The organism is Lentzea albidocapillata subsp. violacea, from assembly GCF_900100275.1.
Lineage (GTDB): Bacteria > Actinomycetota > Actinomycetes > Mycobacteriales > Pseudonocardiaceae > Lentzea > Lentzea violacea.
In genome coordinates this window covers 919,888-937,853 of the sequence record NZ_FNET01000001.1, presented here as the reverse complement: position 1 = coordinate 937,853, position 17,966 = coordinate 919,888, and the positions used below count along the sequence as shown (strand labels likewise).

25 protein-coding genes are annotated in these 17,966 nt (G+C 69.9%); 19 read left to right on the top strand and 6 right to left on the bottom strand.

All coding sequences use genetic code 11. The features are described 5' to 3' along the window. The first annotated feature begins 12 nt into the window (after positions 1 to 12). Positions 13 to 531, top strand: coding sequence for a sugar O-acetyltransferase (locus BLR21_RS04175; RefSeq protein ID WP_176929479.1), 519 nt, complete (start codon positions 13 to 15; stop codon positions 529 to 531). Continuing rightward, the gene (locus BLR21_RS04170) at positions 521 to 1,138 is read left to right on the top strand and encodes a DUF2238 domain-containing protein (protein WP_256334445.1); all 618 of its coding nucleotides are present in this window, start codon (positions 521 to 523) and stop codon (positions 1,136 to 1,138) included. Before BLR21_RS04175 ends, BLR21_RS04170 begins: the two co-directional genes overlap by 11 nt. Here the strand turns inward: BLR21_RS04170 and BLR21_RS04165 are convergent. After that, on the bottom strand, positions 1,059 to 2,132 hold the full coding sequence (locus BLR21_RS04165) for a helix-turn-helix transcriptional regulator (RefSeq protein WP_090004241.1): 1,074 nt from the start codon (positions 2,130 to 2,132) through the stop codon (positions 1,059 to 1,061). The genes BLR21_RS04170 and BLR21_RS04165 overlap by 80 nt on opposite strands. A gap of 93 nt (positions 2,133 to 2,225) precedes the next feature. Here BLR21_RS04165 and BLR21_RS04160 point away from each other — a divergent pair, with 93 nt between their 5' ends. After that, positions 2,226 to 3,461, top strand: coding sequence for an FAD-dependent oxidoreductase (locus BLR21_RS04160; RefSeq protein ID WP_090004240.1), 1,236 nt, complete (start codon positions 2,226 to 2,228; stop codon positions 3,459 to 3,461). Between the two features lie 16 nt (positions 3,462 to 3,477). On the opposite strand, the gene BLR21_RS04155 is transcribed toward BLR21_RS04160, so the two are convergent. Further along, a complete protein-coding gene (locus tag BLR21_RS04155; RefSeq protein ID WP_090004239.1) occupies positions 3,478 to 4,443 on the bottom strand; it encodes a helix-turn-helix transcriptional regulator in 966 nt (321 codons plus the stop codon). 50 nt (positions 4,444 to 4,493) lie between these two features. Between BLR21_RS04155 and BLR21_RS04150 the strand changes: the two genes are divergently transcribed. Together BLR21_RS04150 and BLR21_RS04145 are read left to right on the top strand one after the other, a co-directional pair. After that, entirely contained in the window at positions 4,494 to 4,970 is a 477-nt protein-coding gene (locus tag BLR21_RS04150) for a hypothetical protein (RefSeq protein WP_090004515.1), read from the top strand. Between the two features lie 65 nt (positions 4,971 to 5,035). After that, a complete protein-coding gene (locus BLR21_RS04145; RefSeq protein WP_090004238.1) occupies positions 5,036 to 5,539 on the top strand; it encodes a DUF2087 domain-containing protein in 504 nt (167 codons plus the stop codon). Here BLR21_RS04145 and BLR21_RS04140 read toward each other — a convergent pair. Next, on the bottom strand, positions 5,521 to 6,252 hold the full coding sequence (locus tag BLR21_RS04140; RefSeq protein ID WP_090004237.1) for an SDR family oxidoreductase: 732 nt from the start codon (positions 6,250 to 6,252) through the stop codon (positions 5,521 to 5,523). The genes BLR21_RS04145 and BLR21_RS04140 overlap by 19 nt on opposite strands. 60 nt (positions 6,253 to 6,312) lie before the next feature. Here BLR21_RS04140 and BLR21_RS04135 point away from each other — a divergent pair, with 60 nt between their 5' ends. Then, positions 6,313 to 6,540: a hypothetical protein gene (locus BLR21_RS04135; protein ID WP_143027592.1), complete on the top strand. Its 228-nt coding sequence runs from the start codon at positions 6,313 to 6,315 to the stop codon at positions 6,538 to 6,540. Positions 6,541 to 6,745: 205 nt separating this feature from the next. On the opposite strand, the gene BLR21_RS04130 is transcribed toward BLR21_RS04135, so the two are convergent. Then, complete coding sequence (locus BLR21_RS04130; protein ID WP_090004235.1) at positions 6,746 to 7,012, bottom strand: hypothetical protein; 267 nt, start codon at positions 7,010 to 7,012, stop codon at positions 6,746 to 6,748. Between the two features lie 85 nt (positions 7,013 to 7,097). On the opposite strand from BLR21_RS04130, the gene BLR21_RS04125 reads away from it, so the two are divergent. From BLR21_RS04125 to BLR21_RS04080, 10 genes are all read left to right on the top strand, one after another. Continuing rightward, positions 7,098 to 7,676 (top strand): RNA polymerase sigma factor, encoded by a 579-nt coding sequence (locus BLR21_RS04125; protein WP_090004234.1) that lies wholly within the window; start codon positions 7,098 to 7,100, stop codon positions 7,674 to 7,676. Further along, positions 7,673 to 8,932: a hypothetical protein gene (locus BLR21_RS04120; protein WP_090004233.1), complete on the top strand. Its 1,260-nt coding sequence runs from the start codon at positions 7,673 to 7,675 to the stop codon at positions 8,930 to 8,932. The genes BLR21_RS04125 and BLR21_RS04120 overlap by 4 nt, the downstream gene beginning before the upstream one ends. A 39-nt stretch (positions 8,933 to 8,971) precedes the next feature. Beyond that, positions 8,972 to 9,481 (top strand): GNAT family N-acetyltransferase, encoded by a 510-nt coding sequence (locus BLR21_RS04115; RefSeq protein WP_090004232.1) that lies wholly within the window; start codon positions 8,972 to 8,974, stop codon positions 9,479 to 9,481. Next, entirely contained in the window at positions 9,459 to 10,235 is a 777-nt protein-coding gene (locus BLR21_RS04110; RefSeq protein WP_090004231.1) for an arylamine N-acetyltransferase family protein, read from the top strand. Before BLR21_RS04115 ends, BLR21_RS04110 begins: the two co-directional genes overlap by 23 nt. 37 nt (positions 10,236 to 10,272) lie before the next feature. After that, positions 10,273 to 10,782: a YflT domain-containing protein gene (locus BLR21_RS04105; RefSeq protein WP_090004230.1), complete on the top strand. Its 510-nt coding sequence runs from the start codon at positions 10,273 to 10,275 to the stop codon at positions 10,780 to 10,782. A gap of 69 nt (positions 10,783 to 10,851) precedes the next feature. Next, a complete protein-coding gene (locus tag BLR21_RS04100) occupies positions 10,852 to 11,520 on the top strand; it encodes a hypothetical protein (RefSeq protein ID WP_143027591.1) in 669 nt (222 codons plus the stop codon). A 64-nt stretch (positions 11,521 to 11,584) separates the two neighbouring features. Beyond that, positions 11,585 to 12,340, top strand: a complete 756-nt coding sequence (locus BLR21_RS04095; protein WP_090004228.1) for a TetR/AcrR family transcriptional regulator — start codon at positions 11,585 to 11,587, stop codon at positions 12,338 to 12,340. After that, entirely contained in the window at positions 12,337 to 13,173 is an 837-nt protein-coding gene (locus BLR21_RS04090; protein WP_090004227.1) for an NAD(P)H-binding protein, read from the top strand. The genes BLR21_RS04095 and BLR21_RS04090 overlap by 4 nt, the downstream gene beginning before the upstream one ends. A 63-nt stretch (positions 13,174 to 13,236) precedes the next feature. Next, positions 13,237 to 13,467 (top strand): YciI family protein, encoded by a 231-nt coding sequence (locus BLR21_RS04085; protein ID WP_030475193.1) that lies wholly within the window; start codon positions 13,237 to 13,239, stop codon positions 13,465 to 13,467. 7 nt (positions 13,468 to 13,474) lie between these two features. After that, positions 13,475 to 14,719 carry an RNA polymerase sigma factor gene (locus BLR21_RS04080; RefSeq protein ID WP_090004226.1) on the top strand — a complete coding sequence of 415 codons (1,245 nt, stop codon included), beginning with the start codon at positions 13,475 to 13,477 and terminating at the stop codon, positions 14,717 to 14,719. Here BLR21_RS04080 and BLR21_RS04075 read toward each other — a convergent pair. After that, positions 14,716 to 15,306, bottom strand: coding sequence for a LysE family translocator (locus BLR21_RS04075; protein WP_090004225.1), 591 nt, complete (start codon positions 15,304 to 15,306; stop codon positions 14,716 to 14,718). The two genes, BLR21_RS04080 and BLR21_RS04075, sit on opposite strands and share 4 nt — an antisense overlap. Before the next feature lie 123 nt (positions 15,307 to 15,429). On the opposite strand from BLR21_RS04075, the gene BLR21_RS04070 reads away from it, so the two are divergent. Then, positions 15,430 to 15,852, top strand: coding sequence for a VOC family protein (locus BLR21_RS04070; RefSeq protein ID WP_218130726.1), 423 nt, complete (start codon positions 15,430 to 15,432; stop codon positions 15,850 to 15,852). Here the strand turns inward: BLR21_RS04070 and BLR21_RS04065 are convergent. Then, positions 15,845 to 16,615: a helix-turn-helix domain-containing protein gene (locus BLR21_RS04065; protein WP_090004223.1), complete on the bottom strand. Its 771-nt coding sequence runs from the start codon at positions 16,613 to 16,615 to the stop codon at positions 15,845 to 15,847. The genes BLR21_RS04070 and BLR21_RS04065 overlap by 8 nt on opposite strands. Positions 16,616 to 16,681: 66 nt before the next feature. Between BLR21_RS04065 and BLR21_RS04060 the strand changes: the two genes are divergently transcribed. Together BLR21_RS04060 and BLR21_RS04055 are read left to right on the top strand one after the other, a co-directional pair. Beyond that, entirely contained in the window at positions 16,682 to 17,236 is a 555-nt protein-coding gene (locus BLR21_RS04060) for a TIGR03086 family metal-binding protein (RefSeq protein ID WP_090004222.1), read from the top strand. Positions 17,237 to 17,245: 9 nt separating this feature from the next. Beyond that, positions 17,246 to 17,938 carry an aspartate/glutamate racemase family protein gene (locus BLR21_RS04055; protein ID WP_090004221.1) on the top strand — a complete coding sequence of 231 codons (693 nt, stop codon included), beginning with the start codon at positions 17,246 to 17,248 and terminating at the stop codon, positions 17,936 to 17,938. Positions 17,939 to 17,966 lie beyond the last annotated feature (28 nt).

Below are 17,966 nucleotides of genomic sequence, written 5' to 3'. Positions count from 1 at the left end.
GAGAAGCAGAAGATGATGGCCGGCGAGCTCTACCAGGACTCCGACCCCGAACTCGCCGCCGAACGCCAAACTGCCCAGCGGCTCGTGGACGAGTTCAACGCCACCCGCTCCGGCGACGTCATCGCAAAGCTCTTCGGCTCACTCGGCGAGGGCTCGTGGGTCATGCCGCGGTTCCAGTGCGACTACGGCTACCAGATCCACATGGGCGCCAACAGCTTCCTCAACTACGACGCCATCCTCATGGACTGCGCCACCATCACCATCGGCGACGACGTCTCCATCGGCCCCCGAGCGCAACTGCTCACCGCCCTGCACCCCATCGAGGACCACGAGGCCCGCCGCCGGCGCTACGAGTCCGCCGCCCCCATTACCATCGGAGACAACGTGTGGCTCGGCGGCGGCGTCATCGTCTGCGCCGGCGTCACCATTGGCGACAACTCGGTCATCGGAGCCGGTAGCGTCGTCACGCGCGACATCCCGCCGCGCGTCCTGGCCGTCGGCAATCCCTGCAAGGTGATCCGTGAGCTATGACAAACGCCTTCTCGACCCGCTGATCCTGCTGGGACTGACGGCCATGGCCCTGGTCGCGTCGGGCATCAGCCCCCACGACCGGGCCACCTGGTACCTCGAAGTGGCCCCCGTCGTCCTCGCCGGGGCGCTGCTGGTGGCGACGTACCGGCGGTTCCCACTGACCCCGCTGCTGTACCGGCTGATCTTCCTGCACGCACTGGTGCTCATCCTGGGCGGCCACTACACCTACGCGCGCGTGCCGGCCGGGTTCTGGGTGCAGGACTGGTTCGACCTCGCGCGCAACCACTACGACCGGTTCGCCCACTTCGTGCAGGGGTTCGTGCCCGCCGTGCTCGCCCGCGAGATCCTGCTGCGCCGGACACCGCTGCGGCCCGGTGGGTGGCTGTTCTTCCTCGTCGTCTGCGTGTGCCTGGCCTTCAGCGCGACCTACGAACTGGGCGAGTGGCTGGCGGCCGTGGTCGCCGGCTCGGGCGCGGACGAGTTCCTCGGCACCCAGGGCGATGTGTGGGACACGCAGTGGGACATGTTCATGGCCCTGGTGGGGGCGTTGGTCGCGCAGTTGGTGTTGCGGCGCGCGCACGACCGCGAGTTGGCTCGTCAGCGTTGAGCCGGTGGGTTCGGATGCCGGCATAGCGACGAGCGATGTGACGGCAGGCCCGCAGGAGTTCCGGTGGCTGCAGGTCGGTGAGGCCGGTGTCGAAGGTGGCGAGGATTCCGGCGATCCCGGCCCAGGACCAGGCGCCGAGGGTGAGGCGGCAGTGGCCGGCGTCGAGGTGTTCGACGACAGAGCCGCCGGGTGCCCAGCGGGCCACGACGTGCGCGGGCAGGTCGAGGCGGGCGCTGCCGGTGCACGGCCAGGCCGCGAGGGTGTCGCCGCGGTCGTGGCTGCTCATGACGAAGTGCGCGAGGTCGTCACCAGGGGGTTCGCGGGGTGCGAAGGCGCGGGTGGTGTGCTGCGGGTGCAGCCGGTCCACCCGAAGTACGCGCCAGTGCCGGTCCTCGAGGTCGTAGGCGACGAGGTACCACCGGCCCGCCCACACCACGAGATGGTGGGGCTCGAGCCGGCGAGCTGCCGCGAAGTCCGCCTCGCCGGGGGCGGCGCGCGTCCCGTCCGGGCGCAGGACCTCGGTGACGAGAACTCGGCGCAGGCGCACGGCGGCGCCGACGGTGGTGAGCGCGGCGGGGTCGATCGGGGGCGCGGGGAACTCCCAGTAGTTGCGCAGCCTGGTCAGGCGCAGGGATTCCATGGCGGCGCGGAGCGTGTCGGGCATGGCTTGCTGCACGGTGGCCAGGGCTCTGGCGGTGTCGTCCTGCAGGCCGAACACCGAGCTGGGTGCGGTCTGCAGCGCGATGGCGATCGCGAGTGCCTGGTCGTGGTCGAACAGCAGGGGTGGCAGGGCGTGTCCGGTGCCGAGCCGGTAACCGCCGTCGGGGCCGCGGACGGTCAGGACCGGGTAGCCGAGTTCGCGCAAGGTGTCCAGGTCGCGTCGCACGGTGCGTTCGCTGACTGTGAGGCGGGCGGCGAGATCCCGCAGCCGCCACGTCCGGCGCGAGCCGAGCAGGGACAGCAGTTGCAGCGCCCGGTGTGACGTACTCGCCATTGCCTCATCGTGCCAGCGGTACTGGCCATCCCGTGTCCACTACCGCTGGCACCGTCTGCGTCACCAGCAAAGGTGACGGAAAGGCAGTTGAGCATGCGCGTTGTCGTGGTAGGTGGAGGGATCGGCGGACTCGCTCTGGCAGCGGGAGCGCGCCGCAGCGGCCATGAGGTGACGGTGTTCGACCGCGACACCGACGTCGCCGCGACCGGCGGCTACCACATCACCCTCGACGAGCGAGCCCAGTCGGCGCTGCGGCGGCTGGTGGCACCGGAGATCATGCGTCGGCTGCTGGCTTCGAGCTCGGCGCTGCGCCTGCGGGACCGTGACATGTTCTGGGACTACCGCGGCCGCGTGCTCGGACACGGCCCGGACCTGTCCGGCAGCGCGAGCATCGACGTCGACCGCATCACCCTGCGCACGCTGCTGGCGGAGGCCGCCGGCGAGGACCTCCACCTCGGGCGGGCCGTGTCGGGTATCGCCGTCGACGAACACGGCATGCCGCGGGTCATGTTCGCCGACGGCACTTCGGTCACCGCGGACCTGGTGGTCGGCGCCGACGGAACCCACTCGGTCGTGGCGCGCTACCTGGCGGCAGGCCCGACCAGCCACCCGGCCGGCATCATCGGATTCTCCGGCCGCACCCCGCGGGCCGGCCTCACCGCCGCCGAGCGGCACCGGCTCGGAACACGCTCGTCCATGGCGATCGGCCCGCGGGGCGCCGCGCTCTACGTCGGGTTCCTCGACCCGGTCGGCAACGCCGCGCTCGACGCCCCCGAGCTGAGCACGTCGATCACCACCGGCCCGACCTACATCTGGGGAGCGATGTTCCCCGAATCCGCCCGGACCGACTTCCTGCGGGACCTGCACGGCACCGCGCTGCGCACCGCTCTGCTCGACCGGTTCCGAGAGCACCGGTGGGCCGGCCACACGCTGGAGGTCATCGCGCGCACCGATCCCGGCAGCGTCGCCGCGTTCCGGTTCAACGCCGCGTCGACCCGCGCCGCCGACCTCACACCCTGGGCCGCGGGCCGCATCACCGCGCTCGGTGACGCCGTGCACGCCACACCACCCACCGCGGGCATGGGCGCCGGCGCGGCCATCCAGGACGCCGCCGACCTGCTCGCCCAGCTCGACGGCACCACGGCCATCACCGACGCGATCGGCCGCTACGAAGCACAGCTGCGTCAGCGTGGCGGTGAGGTCCTCACCGCGGCCATGAAGACCGTCCGGCTGATCCTGGCCACCGACACCACCCTCGGCGCCGTGGCCACCGCCGCGCTCAGCCCGGTCGTAGCCGCTGCCACCCGGCTTCGACGCTCACAGAAGTAACCGCGTGAATCCCAGTTCACAGGTAAATCGACGCCAGCCGGCGCACCGAGGCCGCGATCTGCTTCCGCAGCTCCTCGGGCTCCAGCACCTCGACCTCGCCGCCCAGCCGCAGCAGCATCCCGGTCGCGTGCGCGACCGACTCGATCGGGATCGTCGCCACGAAGAAACCGTCGTCGTCCACAACGGACTCCTCCGCCGCCCGCGCCACGACCGGCAGCACGTGCGACCCGAACGCCTCCCAGCCGGCGGGCGAGAGCCTGATCACCGCCGAACCCGTGTACTGCCGCGCCTGGAAGTCCTCCAGCGACGCCGCCCAGTGCGCCGCGAGGTCGAACCCCTCCGGCCGCGAGAACGACTCCTCCGACACGGTGGCCGACTGGATCTGCGACACCCGGTACGTGGAGATCCGCGTGGCCCCCTGCGCGACCAAATACCAGCGCCCGGCCTTGAGCACGAGTCCCAGCGGCCGCAGCACGCGCGTCACGTCCTCGGGCGCGCGCCACCGCCGGTAGCTGACCTCCAGCAGCCGCTCCCGCCACACCGCGTCGGCCACGAGCCCCAGGAACGGCGAACGCTCCGGGTCGTAGTACCAGGCGGGGGCGTCGAGGTGGAACCGCTTGGCCATCCGCGAGGCCCGGTCGCGCATCGGCGACGGCAGCGCCGCCATCAGCTTGAGCTGCGTCGCCGCGACGGCGTCCCCGAGGCCCAGCTCCGCCGCCGGCCCCGGCAGGCCGGCCAGGAACAGCGACTCCGCCTCCTGCTCGGTCAGACCGGTCAACCGGGTGCGGTAGCCGTCGAGCAGCTGGTAGCCGCCGGACGGGCCCGCGTCGCCGTACAGCGGCACCCCGGCGGCGTGCAGCGACTCCACGTCCCGGTAGATCGTGCGGACCGACACCTCCAGCTCGTCGGCCAGCGCCTGCGCCGTCATCCGCCCCTTGCTCTGCAGCAGGAGCAACAACGACACCAATCGACTCGCGCGCACGCGCCATACACTGACACACCCTGTCAGGGTTAGTTCATATGTTCGACCCCATGGCTTTCTACGAGAAGGAGCTGGCGGTCAAGGAACCGCTGGTCGTCGCCGGCAGGCACGTCAAGCGCTACGAGGTGGTCACGCCGGGGCTGGAGATCACCGACGACATCCGCGACGCCGCCTACGCGTTCCTGCCGAAGATCTACCCGGACTTCGAGGACCCGACCCCGCCCGCGACCGTGACGGTCCTGCACCGCAGCGCGGCGGGCATGTACCTCAACGCCTACAACTGGGTCTGGGACAACGTCCTGCACTGCCGCACCGCCGTGTCCGGCGACCAGCCGTTCCTCGGCTCGACCGACCCGGACCTCACGCGCTTCACCGTCATCCCGAAGGACCTCATCGGCTGCGTCTGGGAGCTTCCGCCGCTCGCCCACGAACGCACGGCGTGGGTGCGGCACGTGCTGGAACCGGACACGCCGGACTTCGAGGGCTACCTCGGCGACGTCATGGCCGAAGGCATGGTGGGCCGATGAGCGAGGAGTGGCAGGGGTCCGCCGCTCGCTGAAAACGGGTGGACTTCGGCGTTAGGTTCGCAGACATGACCACTCCGGAATCCGTCGTGCGCGCCTTGGCCGAACCCGCGAGGCTGCGCGCCTTCTCCGCCGTCGTCCTCGGCGCGGGCACCCTGGCCGACATCGCCGCCGCGTCCGGGCTGAAGGTCAAGGACGCCGGCACCGCGCTGAGCAAGCTCCGCGAGGCCGGGCTGGTCGAAGGGGAACCGGCCCGGCCCGCCGATCTCAAACCACTCGCGGCGACGCTCACCGAGGCGATGCCCGCGGACGGGCTCGCGCCGTTCATCCGGGGCGACAAGCTCATCTCACTGCCGGTCGCGCACGACCGCCGCCGCAAGATCCTCGAACACGTCGCCGCGCACGCCTTCACCGCGCAGACCTACTACGAGGAGAAGGAGATCAACGAGCGGCTCGTGGCGTGGTGCGACGGGGGAGAGGTCGACCACGTCACCATCCGCCGCTACCTCGTCGACCTCGGTCTGCTCGAACGCGGCGGCGGCCTGTACCAAGCTCAACCCCTCCCGATGTAAGGCATCGTCGTCGCCATCACGGTCATGAACTGCACGTTGGCGTTCAACGGCAACTGAGCCTGGTACAGCACGGCGTCGGCCACGTGCCGCACGTCGAACGTCGGCTCCGGCTCGACCTCGAAGTTCGCCTGCAGCACGCCCGCGCCCATCCGCTCGGTCATCTCCGTCGCGGCGTTGCCGATGTCGATCTGTCCGCACGCGATGCCGAACGCGCGGCCCTCCAGCGACAACGACTTGGTCAGCCCCGTCATCGCGTGCTTGGTCGCGTTGTACGCCACCGCGTGCGGGCGCGGCACCGACGCCGAGATCGAGCCGTTGTTGATGATCCGGCCACCGCCGTGCGTCTTCATCACCTTGAACGCCTCACGGGCACACAAGAAGGCGCCCGTCAGGTTCACCCCGACGACCTTCTCCCACGCGCTGAGGCTGAACTCCTCGATCGGTGTCGCGCGCACGTTCATACCGGCGTTGTTGAACAACACGTCGACACGGCCGAAGCGCGCGACGACCGCCTCGAACAACGCGACGACCGAGTCCTCACGCGACACATCGGCCGGCACCACGAGAGCCGAGTCGGGAAAGCCCTCTCCGGTCTCGATCAACGCGTCCTCGCGCCGGCCCGCCAGCGCCACCTGGAACCCCGCCCCCAGCAGGGTTCGCGCCGCCGCGCGCCCCACCCCGGAACCCGCTCCCGTCACGACCGCGACTGCCATCGGTGATCTCCCCTCGATCCAGCGATTGCCTGAAGTGTCCCGTGTGGAGTACTTACAGGTGTGGAGTGCGAAGAGGACACCTGCCTGCTGTGCGCGGGGTCCGGAACCATGTCGTGGCAGCAACCCGTTCCCGGTCCCGAAGGCCTTGTGCTGCACGAGATGTCGCACCCGTGCCCGCGCGGATGCTCCGGCTGGTGGAAGCTCCCGCACGGGGACAGCGGAGGCATCGTCGCAGGCAATGTCGCACGCGCCAACGAGATCCCGGCCGGTCCGTCCACCCAGGCCTGATCACCGAGCGTGAACGATGGGGGTCACCCATTATTGCCGGGAGGGTCCCTGCTTGGCGGATGCCGCCACTTGGAGTAGAAGCGGACACTTTTCTTCTGTGAAGGAGTGCAGCCGTTGCCTTGGTTCTGGGCTCAACGAGGACCGGTCCGCCTGCCGAGTCTGCGGAGGCTTGGGGCAGGTCCCGGACCGATAGCTGTCGCAGGGCCTATTTCTTCGTCATCAAGGTCGGGCCGAGGATCCGGCGGGCCAGCCGCCGGGTCAGCGACTTGCTCTTGCTCTCCGCGGCCGTAGCCGCGGGTGCTGGTGGCGTGGCCACCGCGGGTGCGGGCGTCACCGGGGACACGCCCGGGATCGTCGCCGCGTCCTGCTCCGGGATCGTGATCTTCGCGAACACCTGGGTCTCCGCCTCGACATTGCCGGGCTGCTTCTGCTCGATCGGCACGCCGAAGATCTTGCCATCGGCGCCATGCACGCCTCGAATGAGGGGCGGCTCCCTCCCCGCCGGGTGACGCGCGTCACGCAGCACACTGGCCGGTGACGGCCCCAGGCGGAGTGTGATGACTGAGACGACCGAGCGCGCGAACGTCGGGCCGCCCGACACGCGCCTCTGGGAACAGATCGCGAAAGGCGACCACGCCGCGTTCACCGAGCTGTTCGAACGCCACGCCGAAGCGGTCTGGAACTACGCCTACCGCCTGACCGCGTCCTGGTCGCAGGCCGAAGACCTGCTCTCCGCGACGTTCCTGACGGCCTGGCGCAAACGCGGCGACGCCCAGCTGGTGCGCGACTCGGCGCTGCCGTGGCTCTACACGGTGACCGCGAACCGCGCCCGCACCGAATGGCGGGCCTCACGCAGAGCGTTGCGGCTGGTCACGAAGCTGACCCCGCAGGACGAACGCGACCACGCCGACGAGGTCGCCGCCCGCACCGACGCCCAGCGCAGGCTCGCCGAGGTGGTGGCCGCCATCGTGAAGCTGCCCGCCTCCGAACGCGAGATCGCCCAGCTCTGCCTGCTCGGCGACGTGTCCACCGCCGACGCCGCCGCGCTCCTCGGTATCGCCGAGTCGAGCGTGCGCGCCCGCGTCTCCCGCACCCGCGCCCGGCTGCGCGACCTGACCCCCGAGGACAACGGATGATCGACCAGCTGCCTGAGCACCGCACCATGCCCGACGACGTCCGCATGCGGGCCCGCCGGCGCCTGTCCGAGGGCATGAGCCCGCCCGCCCGCACCGGCAGGCCGATCCTGATCGCCGCCGGCGTCAGCATGCTCGCCGCCGGAGCGGTCTTCGCGAGCCAGGCCCTCCTCGGCAGCTCGGCCGACACGGCGGCCCCGCCGATGCAGTACAACGGCGAGTTCGTCGGCAAGGACCGCAAACTCGTCAACCACATCGAAACCGGCAAGGTCGCCCCGGACGCGCTGGCCCGCTGCGCCGCCGCCGCAAAGGAGCACCCGCCCGCCGGCCAGTGGCAGCCGATCGCGACCGGCCACAAGAACGGCACGGTCCTCACCGCGTTCCGCGCTCCGGCCGGCGTGTTCTTCTGCGCGAACACCGCCACCACCACGACGATCTCCGCGCCGGACCCGGTCCGGATCGAGGCCGGCCGCCGCAAGGTGAAGATCCTGTTCACCACGCCGTCCGGCACGATGGCCGGCCTGGTCTCGCCGGACGTCAGGTTCCTGAGCCTGTCGCAGATCGCCGACTCCGGGCTGAGCACCACGATGCCCGCGCTGGTGGACGGCCTGTTCCTCGCGCCCAGCGGGTTCCAGAAGGCGGAGAACGGCACGAAGGCACTGGTCAACGGCGAGGAGTCCGCCGTGCGGGGCGTGCCGGGGCCCACCGCGTCCGTCGTCGACCGGCCACTGCCGCCCGCCGCCCGCGACACCCCCGAGACCGCGCGGTTCGGCGCCTGCCTGAAAAACCGGGCGGTCCCGGACGCCGACCAGTTCGCGCACGGCCTCACCGCCAAGGTCAGCGCCACCGACACGATGATCACCGGCCGCTTCGGCGACCTGCTGCTCTACTGCCGCGAGGCGGAGAACGACCCGACACCCGGATCGGTGTACGACCTCGACGACCTGACCGAGATCCGCGGCACGACCGTCGCGGCGATGACGGCGTTCTACGACTTCAAGCCGTTCAAGGTCAACGAGCAGGGCGAGTACTACGACGGCGGCAGCACCAGTGCCGCGGCGGTCGGCCTGGTCCTCGACCCCCGCGCGGCGTCGATCACCTACACCAGCCCCGGCGCCGCGGACGTGCCCGCCACCATGGGCGACGGCACGTTCGTACTGGCGGCGCGGCTGTCCGACCGGCACCCCGACGCCCGCGTGGTCGTGCGGGACGCCGCCGGGACCGTCCTGGAGACGATCACGCCACAGAACCCGTCGTAAACAGGTAAAAGCGGTGGACGGCAGCGTCAGGATCGTCTCGTGGAAACCGAACGCCTGACGCTGCGGCCCCTCAGCCGGTCCGACGTGGACTCGTTGCGCGCGCTGCACGCCGACCCCGAGGTCATGCGGTACCTCGACCCGGCACCGGTCGAGTACTACCTCGGCGACGGCTTCCACGCCGCCGTCGAGAAGACGACCGGCCGGTTCGTCGGCTGGTTCGAGTTCAAGGGCACGGCCGAGGTCGAGCTCGGCTACCGGCTGCACCGCGCGTTCTGGGGCCTCGGCTACGCCACCGAGGGCGGGAAAGCCCTGATCGAACACGGTTTCAGCGCCGGTGATGTGCAGCGGGTCGTCGCCACCACGATGTTCGTCAACGCCGGATCGCGGCGCGTGCTGGAGAAGTGCGGGCTGCGGCACGTTCGCACGTTCCACGCCGGCTTTCCCGATCCGCTGCCCGGTGCGGAATACGGAGAGGTCGAGTACGCGCTGACAAAGGAGGAATGGCAGCGAGCCCAGGGGGAACGGCATGTGGCAGACGGAATCTGTTGACTTAGGCGCGTACTTCGCACGTACGGGGACGTCGGCGTCGAGTTCGCTGACGGAGTTACACGAAGCGCATGTGCGGGCCATTCCGTTCGAGAACATCGACGTGATGCTCGGCCACGTGCCGTCACTCGACCTCGGCGACATCCAGGACAAGATGCTCGGACGGCGCCGCGGCGGCTATTGCTACGAGCACCAACTGCTGTTCACGGCCGTGCTGGAACGTCTGGGCCACACCGTCAGCAGGCAGATGAGCCGGGTGATGACCGGGCCGCGCACGCACTTCATGTCCATCGTCGACGACCAGCTCGTCGACGTCGGGTTCGGCGCCGGAATGCTGCACCCGATGCCGCTGGTCGACGGCGCGATCGTGGACCAGGCCGGATGGCCGCACCGCCTGCGCCGCGAGGACGGCCGCTGGGTGCTGGAGAAGCAGTCGGCGGACGGCTGGGACCTGCAGCACGCGTTCGAGACCGGCATCGAGCAGCGCCCCGTCGACTACCTGGCCGCCAACTACTACGTCGCCACGCACGACCGGTCGCCGTTCAGCCGCCAGCTCGTCGTCATGCGTCTCGAACCGGGTCTGAGCCGCCGCCTTGTCGGCACGCAGTTCACCGCCGAACGCCCAGGGGAGAAACCTGAGAATTCTCAGGTAGAAGACCTCGGGAAAACGCTGGAATCGCTGGACATCACACTTACCGACAGGGAGCTGAGTCACATCAGCTCAACTTTGGGAACAAAGGTGGGAGCGCGTTCGTAATACCTGGTGTAGGGATCGCAATTCGGAGGTGTTGGAAATGACCACCGCGACTCCGTTCGCCACGGGAGCGAATTCCGCGCGCGCCAACGCACTGCCCACCCCGCCCACGGGCTGGCCCATCGGTTCCTACGGAACCTACGAAGAGGCACAGCGAGCCGTGGACCACCTGGCGGACAACGACTTCCCGGTCGCGGACGTCACCATCGTCGGCGTCGAGCCGATGATCGTCGAACGTGTCACCGGTCGCCTGACCTGGGGCCGCGTCCTGGGCGGAGGCGCCGCGTCCGGTGCCTGGTTCGGTCTGTTCGTCGGTCTGCTGCTGGGCCTGTTCTCGACCGGCGGCGCCCTCGCCCCGATCATCACGGGTCTCGTCGTCGGTACGGTCTTCGGCCTGGCCAGCGCCGCCACCCGGTATGCCGCCACGCGCGGCCGCCGCGACTTCGCTTCGGTCACCCAGCTCGTGGCCGGCCGCTACGACGTGCTCAGCCACCCGCGCAGCGCCGAACGCGGCAAGGAGATGCTGGCCTCGCTCGCGTTGCGCTCGTAGAAGACCCGCTCCCACCACAGAGAAACGCCGTCCCGATCTTCGGGGCGGCGTTTCGGCTTTACTGGCGGCATGTCGACTTGGGGGGCGCACTGGTGGCGGATCGTGCCGTTCGTCGCGGGGCTGTCGGTGAGCGTGGTGGCGTCGGGCATCAGCCTGTTCGGAATGGTCCCGATCCTGCTGTGGTGCGTGCTCGCCCACACCTGGCGGACCGGGTTGGTCGTGGGGATGACCCTGGTGGCCTTGCTGGCGTGGTTCGTGCTGCCGCGTCAGCTGGGATGGTCCGGGCCGTGGGTGCCCTCGTACGTCGAGAGGTTCTGGCTCTACGCGCTGGTCACCGCGTTCGTCTGCGCCGTCGGCCTGGCCTTCCAACGCCGGCTCCTGGCCGGTGCCGGGTGGCTGTTCGCGATGGTCGGAGTGGGCTTCTTCATCACCGGGGTCGTCCTGTTCGACGAGCTGGAGGCCAAGCCCCGTGACGAGGGTGTGCTTCCAGGGCCGCCCGGGCTGCGGGTGGTCGAGGGTCCCGGCTACTGCGGTTCCGGCAACTGCTCGCGCGAGGTGACCATGACCGGAGACCGCGCGCCCGACGTCGTGCGCGGGCACCTCGAATCCCGGGGGTACACGGCCCGGACGCCGGAGCGGATGTGCCGGGAAGTCGGAGTCGCGTTCACGCACGAGGTGTGCGCGGAGCCGAAGACGATCTCCGCCGACACGGTCGAGGTGACCTGGTACGTGAACTAGCCACCCCATTTCCGTACGTCATACGGTATTGTTTCCGTATGGCCTACGGAAATGGGGTGGACGGATGGCCGCCGAACGCAGCGGCGGGGGAGACCCGGCCAGGACGCTCGCGCTGCTCTGGCGCACGCCGCAGGAGCCGAAGCCGGTCGGCAGGAAGCCCAAGGTGAGCGTCGACCAGATCGTCACCGCGGCGATCGCGGTGGCCGACCGCGAGGGGCTCGGCGCGATGTCGATGGCCCGCGTCGCGCAGGAACTGAGCGTCGGCACGATGTCGCTCTACACGCACGTGCCCGGCAAGGCCGAGTTGATCGACCTCATGGCCGACGCGGTGCTGCAGGAACGCGAACTCACGCCCGAGGGCACCTGGCGTGAGCGCGTCAAGCACTACGCCGACCGCACGCGTGCGGTCTACCAGGCACATCCGTGGATGCGGGACGTGTCGATGGTGCGGCCGCCGCTCGGGCCGGGACTCATGGACGGCCAGGAGTTCCTGCTGGCCGCCCTCGCCGACTCCGGGCTGGAACCGAGGCAGGTGACCGTCGCGCACGTCGCGGTCGAGGGCTTCGTGCACGGCGCCGCGGCGTCCGAAGTGGACGATCAACAGCTCGCGGCGTCGACCGGCGAGTCGGGCGACTCGTGGTGGGGCGCGCGGCAGGTGTTCTGGGACGACTACTTCGACGTCGAGCGCTACCCGGCGATGACGGCGCTGTGGAACGCCGGCGCCTACGACACCGAGGGGACCCTCGCGCAGAACATGCACCACTCATGGAACTACGGGCTCGACAGGTTGCTGGACGGCATCGAAGGGGGCATGCGATGACAACGCTGGTCACGGGCGCGACGGGCAACGTCGGCCGGTTGGTGGTGCGGGGTCTCGGCGGTCACGTGCGGGCGATCACCCGCGACCCGGCCAAGGCCGGCTTCCCGGCCCACGTGGAGACGGTGAAAGCAGACCTCGACGACCCGGACAGCATTCCGTTCGACGGCGTGGAGAAGCTCTACCTGTTCGTGCACCCGCCGACCGCGCAGGAGGTGGTCGACCGCGCGGTGCGGGCAGGCGTGCGCCGGATCGTCACGCTGTCCTCGGGCGCGGTGACCTACGGCTACGACACCGGCCACCACCTCCCGGTCGAGCAGGCCGTCGAGGCGTCCGGTGCCGACTGGACCCACCTGCGGCCGGGCGAGTTCGCGGTCAACAAGATCGACCTCTGGGGCCCGTCGATCCGCGCGGACGGCACGATCGTGCACCCCGAACCGGACGCGTTCGGGCAGCCGATCCACGAGGCCGACATCGCCGACGTGGCGATCAAGGTGCTGCAGGAGGACGGCCACGCGGGCGAGGCCTACAACCTGTCCGGCCCGCCGCAGCTCACCCAGCGGGACATGGCACGCGACATCGGCGCCGCGATCGGCCGCTCGTTGACGTTCCGCGACGTCACCGTGGAGGAGGCGCTCGCCTACTACGTGAGTGTCGGCCTGCCCGAGGAGATCGCGCGCTACATCCTCGGCATCGGCGGGTACGAGGGCGGGGAACCCGACGACTTCACCGATTACGAGTTCGTCGTGTCGCCGGACTACGAGAAGGTCATGGGCCGGCCGTATCGGAGTTTCGCGCAGTGGGCGCGGGATCACGCGGCGGACTTCCGAGGCTGATCACCGCGTCGATTCGGCCCGTCCTCGTTCGACGTCCTAATAGACGGCGAACGAGGAGGCCCGGTGCGGTTCATGGTGTTGGTCAGGAGCCCGAGCCCGTTGACGGCACTGCACGGGGACGCGCTGCTGCGCGCGGGCGTGCTGCTCGACGCGGGTGACCTCGTCCCGGACGCGTGCGGGGTGTCGGGGTACTGGCTGATCGACGTGCGCGACCGGGAGGAAGCGGTCGAGCGGATGAAGCGCATCGCCCTCCCGGCGTGCGTCGTGGAAATACGTCAGGTGGCTGTGGTGTGATTCCCCCATGGGGGCTACCTCGGTGCACCGCACCATCGACGCGGTCTGGCGGATGGAGTCGGCGAAGGTCATCGCCGCGCTGGCCCGGTACACCCGTGACGTCGGGCTCGCCGAGGAGATGGCGCAGGACGCGCTGGTCGCGGCCTTGGAGCAGTGGCCGGCGGAAGGCGTGCCGCGCAACCCCGGCGCGTGGCTGATGACCACGGCCAAGCGGCGGTCGATCGACCAGATCCGCCGGCGCGAGAACTTCAACCGCAAGGTCGAGGAGATCGGCCGTGACGTCCAGGAGGCCACGCCGGACGCCAGCGAGGGCATCGACGACGAGATCGGCGACGACCTGCTGAGTCTCATCTTCACCGCCTGCCATCCGGTCCTGGGCACCGAGGCGCGCGTCGCGCTCACGCTGAAGATGCTGGGCGGCCTCAAGACCGAGGAGATCGCCCGCGCGTTCCTGGTCAGCGACTCGACCGTGGCCCAGCGCATCGTGCGCGCGAAGAAGGCCCTGGCCGACGCCGGGGTGCCGTTCGAGGTGCCCGAAGGGCCCGAACTCGCCACCCGGCTCGCCAGCGTCCTGGAGGTCATCTACCTGATCTTCAACGAGGGCTACTCCGCCACCCAGGGCGACGACTGGCTGCGCCCGGAACTGTGCGCCGAAGCCCTCAGGCTCGGCCGCGTGCTCGCCGAACTCGCGCCCAAGGAGGCCGAGGTCCACGGCCTGGTCGCGCTGATGGAGATCCAGGCCTCCCGCACCAAGGCCCGCACCGGCCCCGGCGGCGAACCCGTGCTGCTGCTCGACCAGGACCGGGGCCGCTGGGACTGGCTGCTCATCGGCCGCGGCCTCAAGGCCCTCGAACGCGCCGAAGCCCTCAACCAGCCGCCCGGCCCCTACTACGTACAGGCCGCCCTCGCCGCGTGTCACGGTCGCGCGCGCAAGGCGGAGGACACCGACTGGCAGCGCATCGCCACCCTCTACCAGGTGCTCGCGAGCATCTCACCGTCCCCGATCGTCGAACTCAACCGCGCCGTGGCGTTGTCGATGGCCTTCGGGCCCGCCGCCGGTCTCGCGCTGGTCGACGAGATCGCGGGCGAGAAGGCGTTGCAGGGCTACCACCTGCTGCCCAGTGTGCGCGGCGACTTCCTGATGAAGCTCGGGCGGGGCGCCGAGGCCAAGGCCGAGTTCGAGAAGGCGGCCGCGCTCACCCGCAACGAACGCGAACGGACCCTGTTGCTGCAACGCGCCGCCGCCTGTTAGGTCAGGGCGAGCTTCAGGCCCAGCGCGGCGAACGAGGCGGCGAAGAACCGCCGCAGCCACACCATCACCCGCGGCCGCGCCAGTACCCGGTCGCGCATCGACGCCGCGAACACCCCGTAGACGGCGAACACCACGAACGTCAGCGCCATGAACACCGCGCTCAGCGTCACCATCTGCCCGAACCCGGTCGCGAACTGCGGCAGGAACGCCACGAAGAAGATCGTCAGCTTCGGGTTGAGCAGGTTGATCAGCACCGCCGACACGACGACCTTGCGCGCCGACGCCGGTGCCGCCGCGGTGTCCACGACCAGTTCGCTCCTGTCGCGCAACGTCGACCACGCCAGGTAGACGAGGTACGCGACACCCAGGTACTTCACGATCTCGAACGCCAGCGCGCTCGCGTGCAGCAACGCCGCCAGCCCCGTCACCGTCGCCAGCACGTGCGGCACGATCCCCAGCGTGCAGCCGAGCGCGGCGATCACGCTCGCCTTGCGCCCGTGCGCGAGACCGGCGGACAGCGTGTACAGCACACCGGTGCCGGGAGTGGCGACCGCGATCAACGTCGTGATCAGGAAGGCGAGGCTCATGCGGTGAACTCTGCCGTGCAACCGGTCCAGTTGACAGAGCCACAAATCGCTCTTGAAGTTGGACCACTTCCGGCGTCGAGAACCCGGCGGCGGCTCCGTCCCTGAGGCATGAGCATCAAGAGCATGCACCACGTCGGAATGACCGTCACCGATCTCGCGGCCGCCGTCGCGTTCTTCGAGGAGCTCGGCATGGAGCTCGAAGGCAAGGCCCACATGGAGGGCGCGTTCGTCGACGGCGTCATCGGACTCGAAGGCTCGAACAGCGACATCGCCATGATGAAGACCCCGGACGGCCGGTACCGGATCGAGTTCAGCCAGTTCCACGCCCCGCGCAGCATCGACGGCGGCTCCCGCGCGCCGATCCACGCCCTGGGCCTGCGGCACATCGCCTTCACCATCGACGACCTCGACGACACCCTCGCCCGCCTCGAACCGCACGGCGCGAAGCTGGTCAAGAACATCGAGACGTACAAGGACGTCGTCAGGACCTGCTACGTCTGCGGCCCCGAAGGCATCCTCATCGAACTGTGCGAGTACCTCACGTGAGTGCCCGCGCATACGCCGTGGGCGAGACACTGACGGTCTGCGTGAAGTCCCGGACGAGGTGGGCCTGGTCGCTGTAGCCGAGGTCGGCGGCCAGATGTGCCCACTCGACGTCCGCCTCGGCCCGTTCCAGTGCCTCGTGGATGCGGTACCGCAGGATGACCCACTTCGGGCTCACCCCGACGTAGTCCGCGAACAGCCGTTGCATCGTCCGCACCGCCACGCCGCAGTCCCGCGCGAAGTCCGCCACCCGCCGGATCTCCCGGTCGTCCCGGATCCGTTGGACCAGCTCCATCGCCAGCGTCGCCTGGGCATCGGCCACGGGTCCGAGCCCCAGCAGGAACGCGTCGAGCGCGGCCACCCGCGCGTCCTCGTCCTCGACGTCCAGCACCAGCGACGACGGGACGTCGAGGCGCACGTGCCGCCCGGTCCACTCCGACACCGGCTCGGCGCGGAACGGCCGGAACCCACCGGGCCGGAACTGCACGCCCGCCACCCGGATCCGCCCGTCGAGCACCCGGCTGAACAACCCCAGCCCCACGCCCGCGATCTCCGGCTGGGCGAATCCACGCTCGAAGACGATGTTCACGGACGGGTGCGGCACGACGTGCGTGGTGTACGGGGCGTCGAGCTGTCCGTCGATCAGCCAGTAGTGCTCCAGATACGGCCGCAACTCCACGCAGGGCATGCGACGGCGGAACCGCACGCGGGCGAACAACTCGCGGGCGTCCACGATCCCCCGAGTGTCACGACGCGGCCCCTGCACACCGCGAATCCTAGGTTGGCGCGTTTCTTCAAGAGCGGTGAACCACGCGGTTCTAACGTCAACTCCATGAAGCTCAGCGTTCTGCTCGACCGAGCCCGCGACCACGCACTGCCCGTCATCGCGAACATCACCGACGACGACCTGGCCAAGCCCACCCCGTGTGCCGACTACGACGTCCGCGCCCTGCTCGACCACCTCCTGCACGTCATCGTGGAGTTCCAGAAGCTCGCCGCGAAGCAGGACGCCGACTTCAGCCACACCCCGTCCTACCCGGACTGGCGCACCCAGTATCCGGCCGAGTCCGCGAAGCTCGTCGACGCCTGGGCTCAGCCCGGCGCGACCGAGGGCATCTCGGGCAGCATGCAGATGCCCGCGCAGACGGTCGGCGGGCTGGCGCTGCTCGACCTCACCGTCCACGCCTCCGACCTCGCCCAGGCCACCGGCCAGCGCTTCGAGCCAGACCCCGAGGTGTTCGCCGAGGTCGCCGGCCTCGTGGCCCGGATGGGACCGATGGCCGTCGAGTGGAAGGTCTTCAAGGAACCCGCCGAGGCACCGGCCGACGCGTCGCCGTTCGAGCAGCTGCTGGCCACCACCGGCCGTGACCCGCGCTGGAGTGCTTGACTTGGCGCCATGCTGACGATCGGGATGCTGGGCGGGATGAGCTGGGAGAGCAGCGCGGAGTACTACCGGCTCGCGAACGTGCTCGTGCGGCAACGGCTCGGCGGGCTGCACTCGGCGAAGATCGTGCTGCACTCCGTCGACTTCGCCGAGATCGAACGCATGCAGGTCGAGGGCCGGTGGGACGACGCGGGCAAGGCGCTCGCCGAAGCCGCCGCACACGTGCAGGCAGGAGGCGCTGACTTCCTGCTGATCTGCACCAACACCATGCACAAGGTGTTCGACCAGGTCCAGGCCGCCGTCGACATCCCGGTGATCCACCTCGGCGACACGACGGCGCGGGCGATCAAGCGCGCCGGCCTGACGACGGTCGGTCTGCTCGGCACCGGCTTCACCATGGACCAGCCGTTCTACCGCGAACGCCTGGAGTCGCACGGCCTGAAAGTCCTGCTGCCCTCGGCCGAGGACCGCGCGACCGTGCACCGGATCATCTACGACGAGCTCTGCGTCGGCGTCGTCCGCGAGGAGTCCCGCCGCGCCTATCAAGACGTGATCGCACGCTTCGAAGGGGCGGAAGGCGTCATCCTCGGCTGCACCGAGATCGAGCTGCTGATCACCCAGGCTGACGTGCCACTTCCGGTGTTCCCGACGACCCGCCTGCACGTGGAGGCAGCGGTCGAACGGGCAATCCAGACAACTCTGTGAACAAGTGATGTGATCCAGACCGCAACTC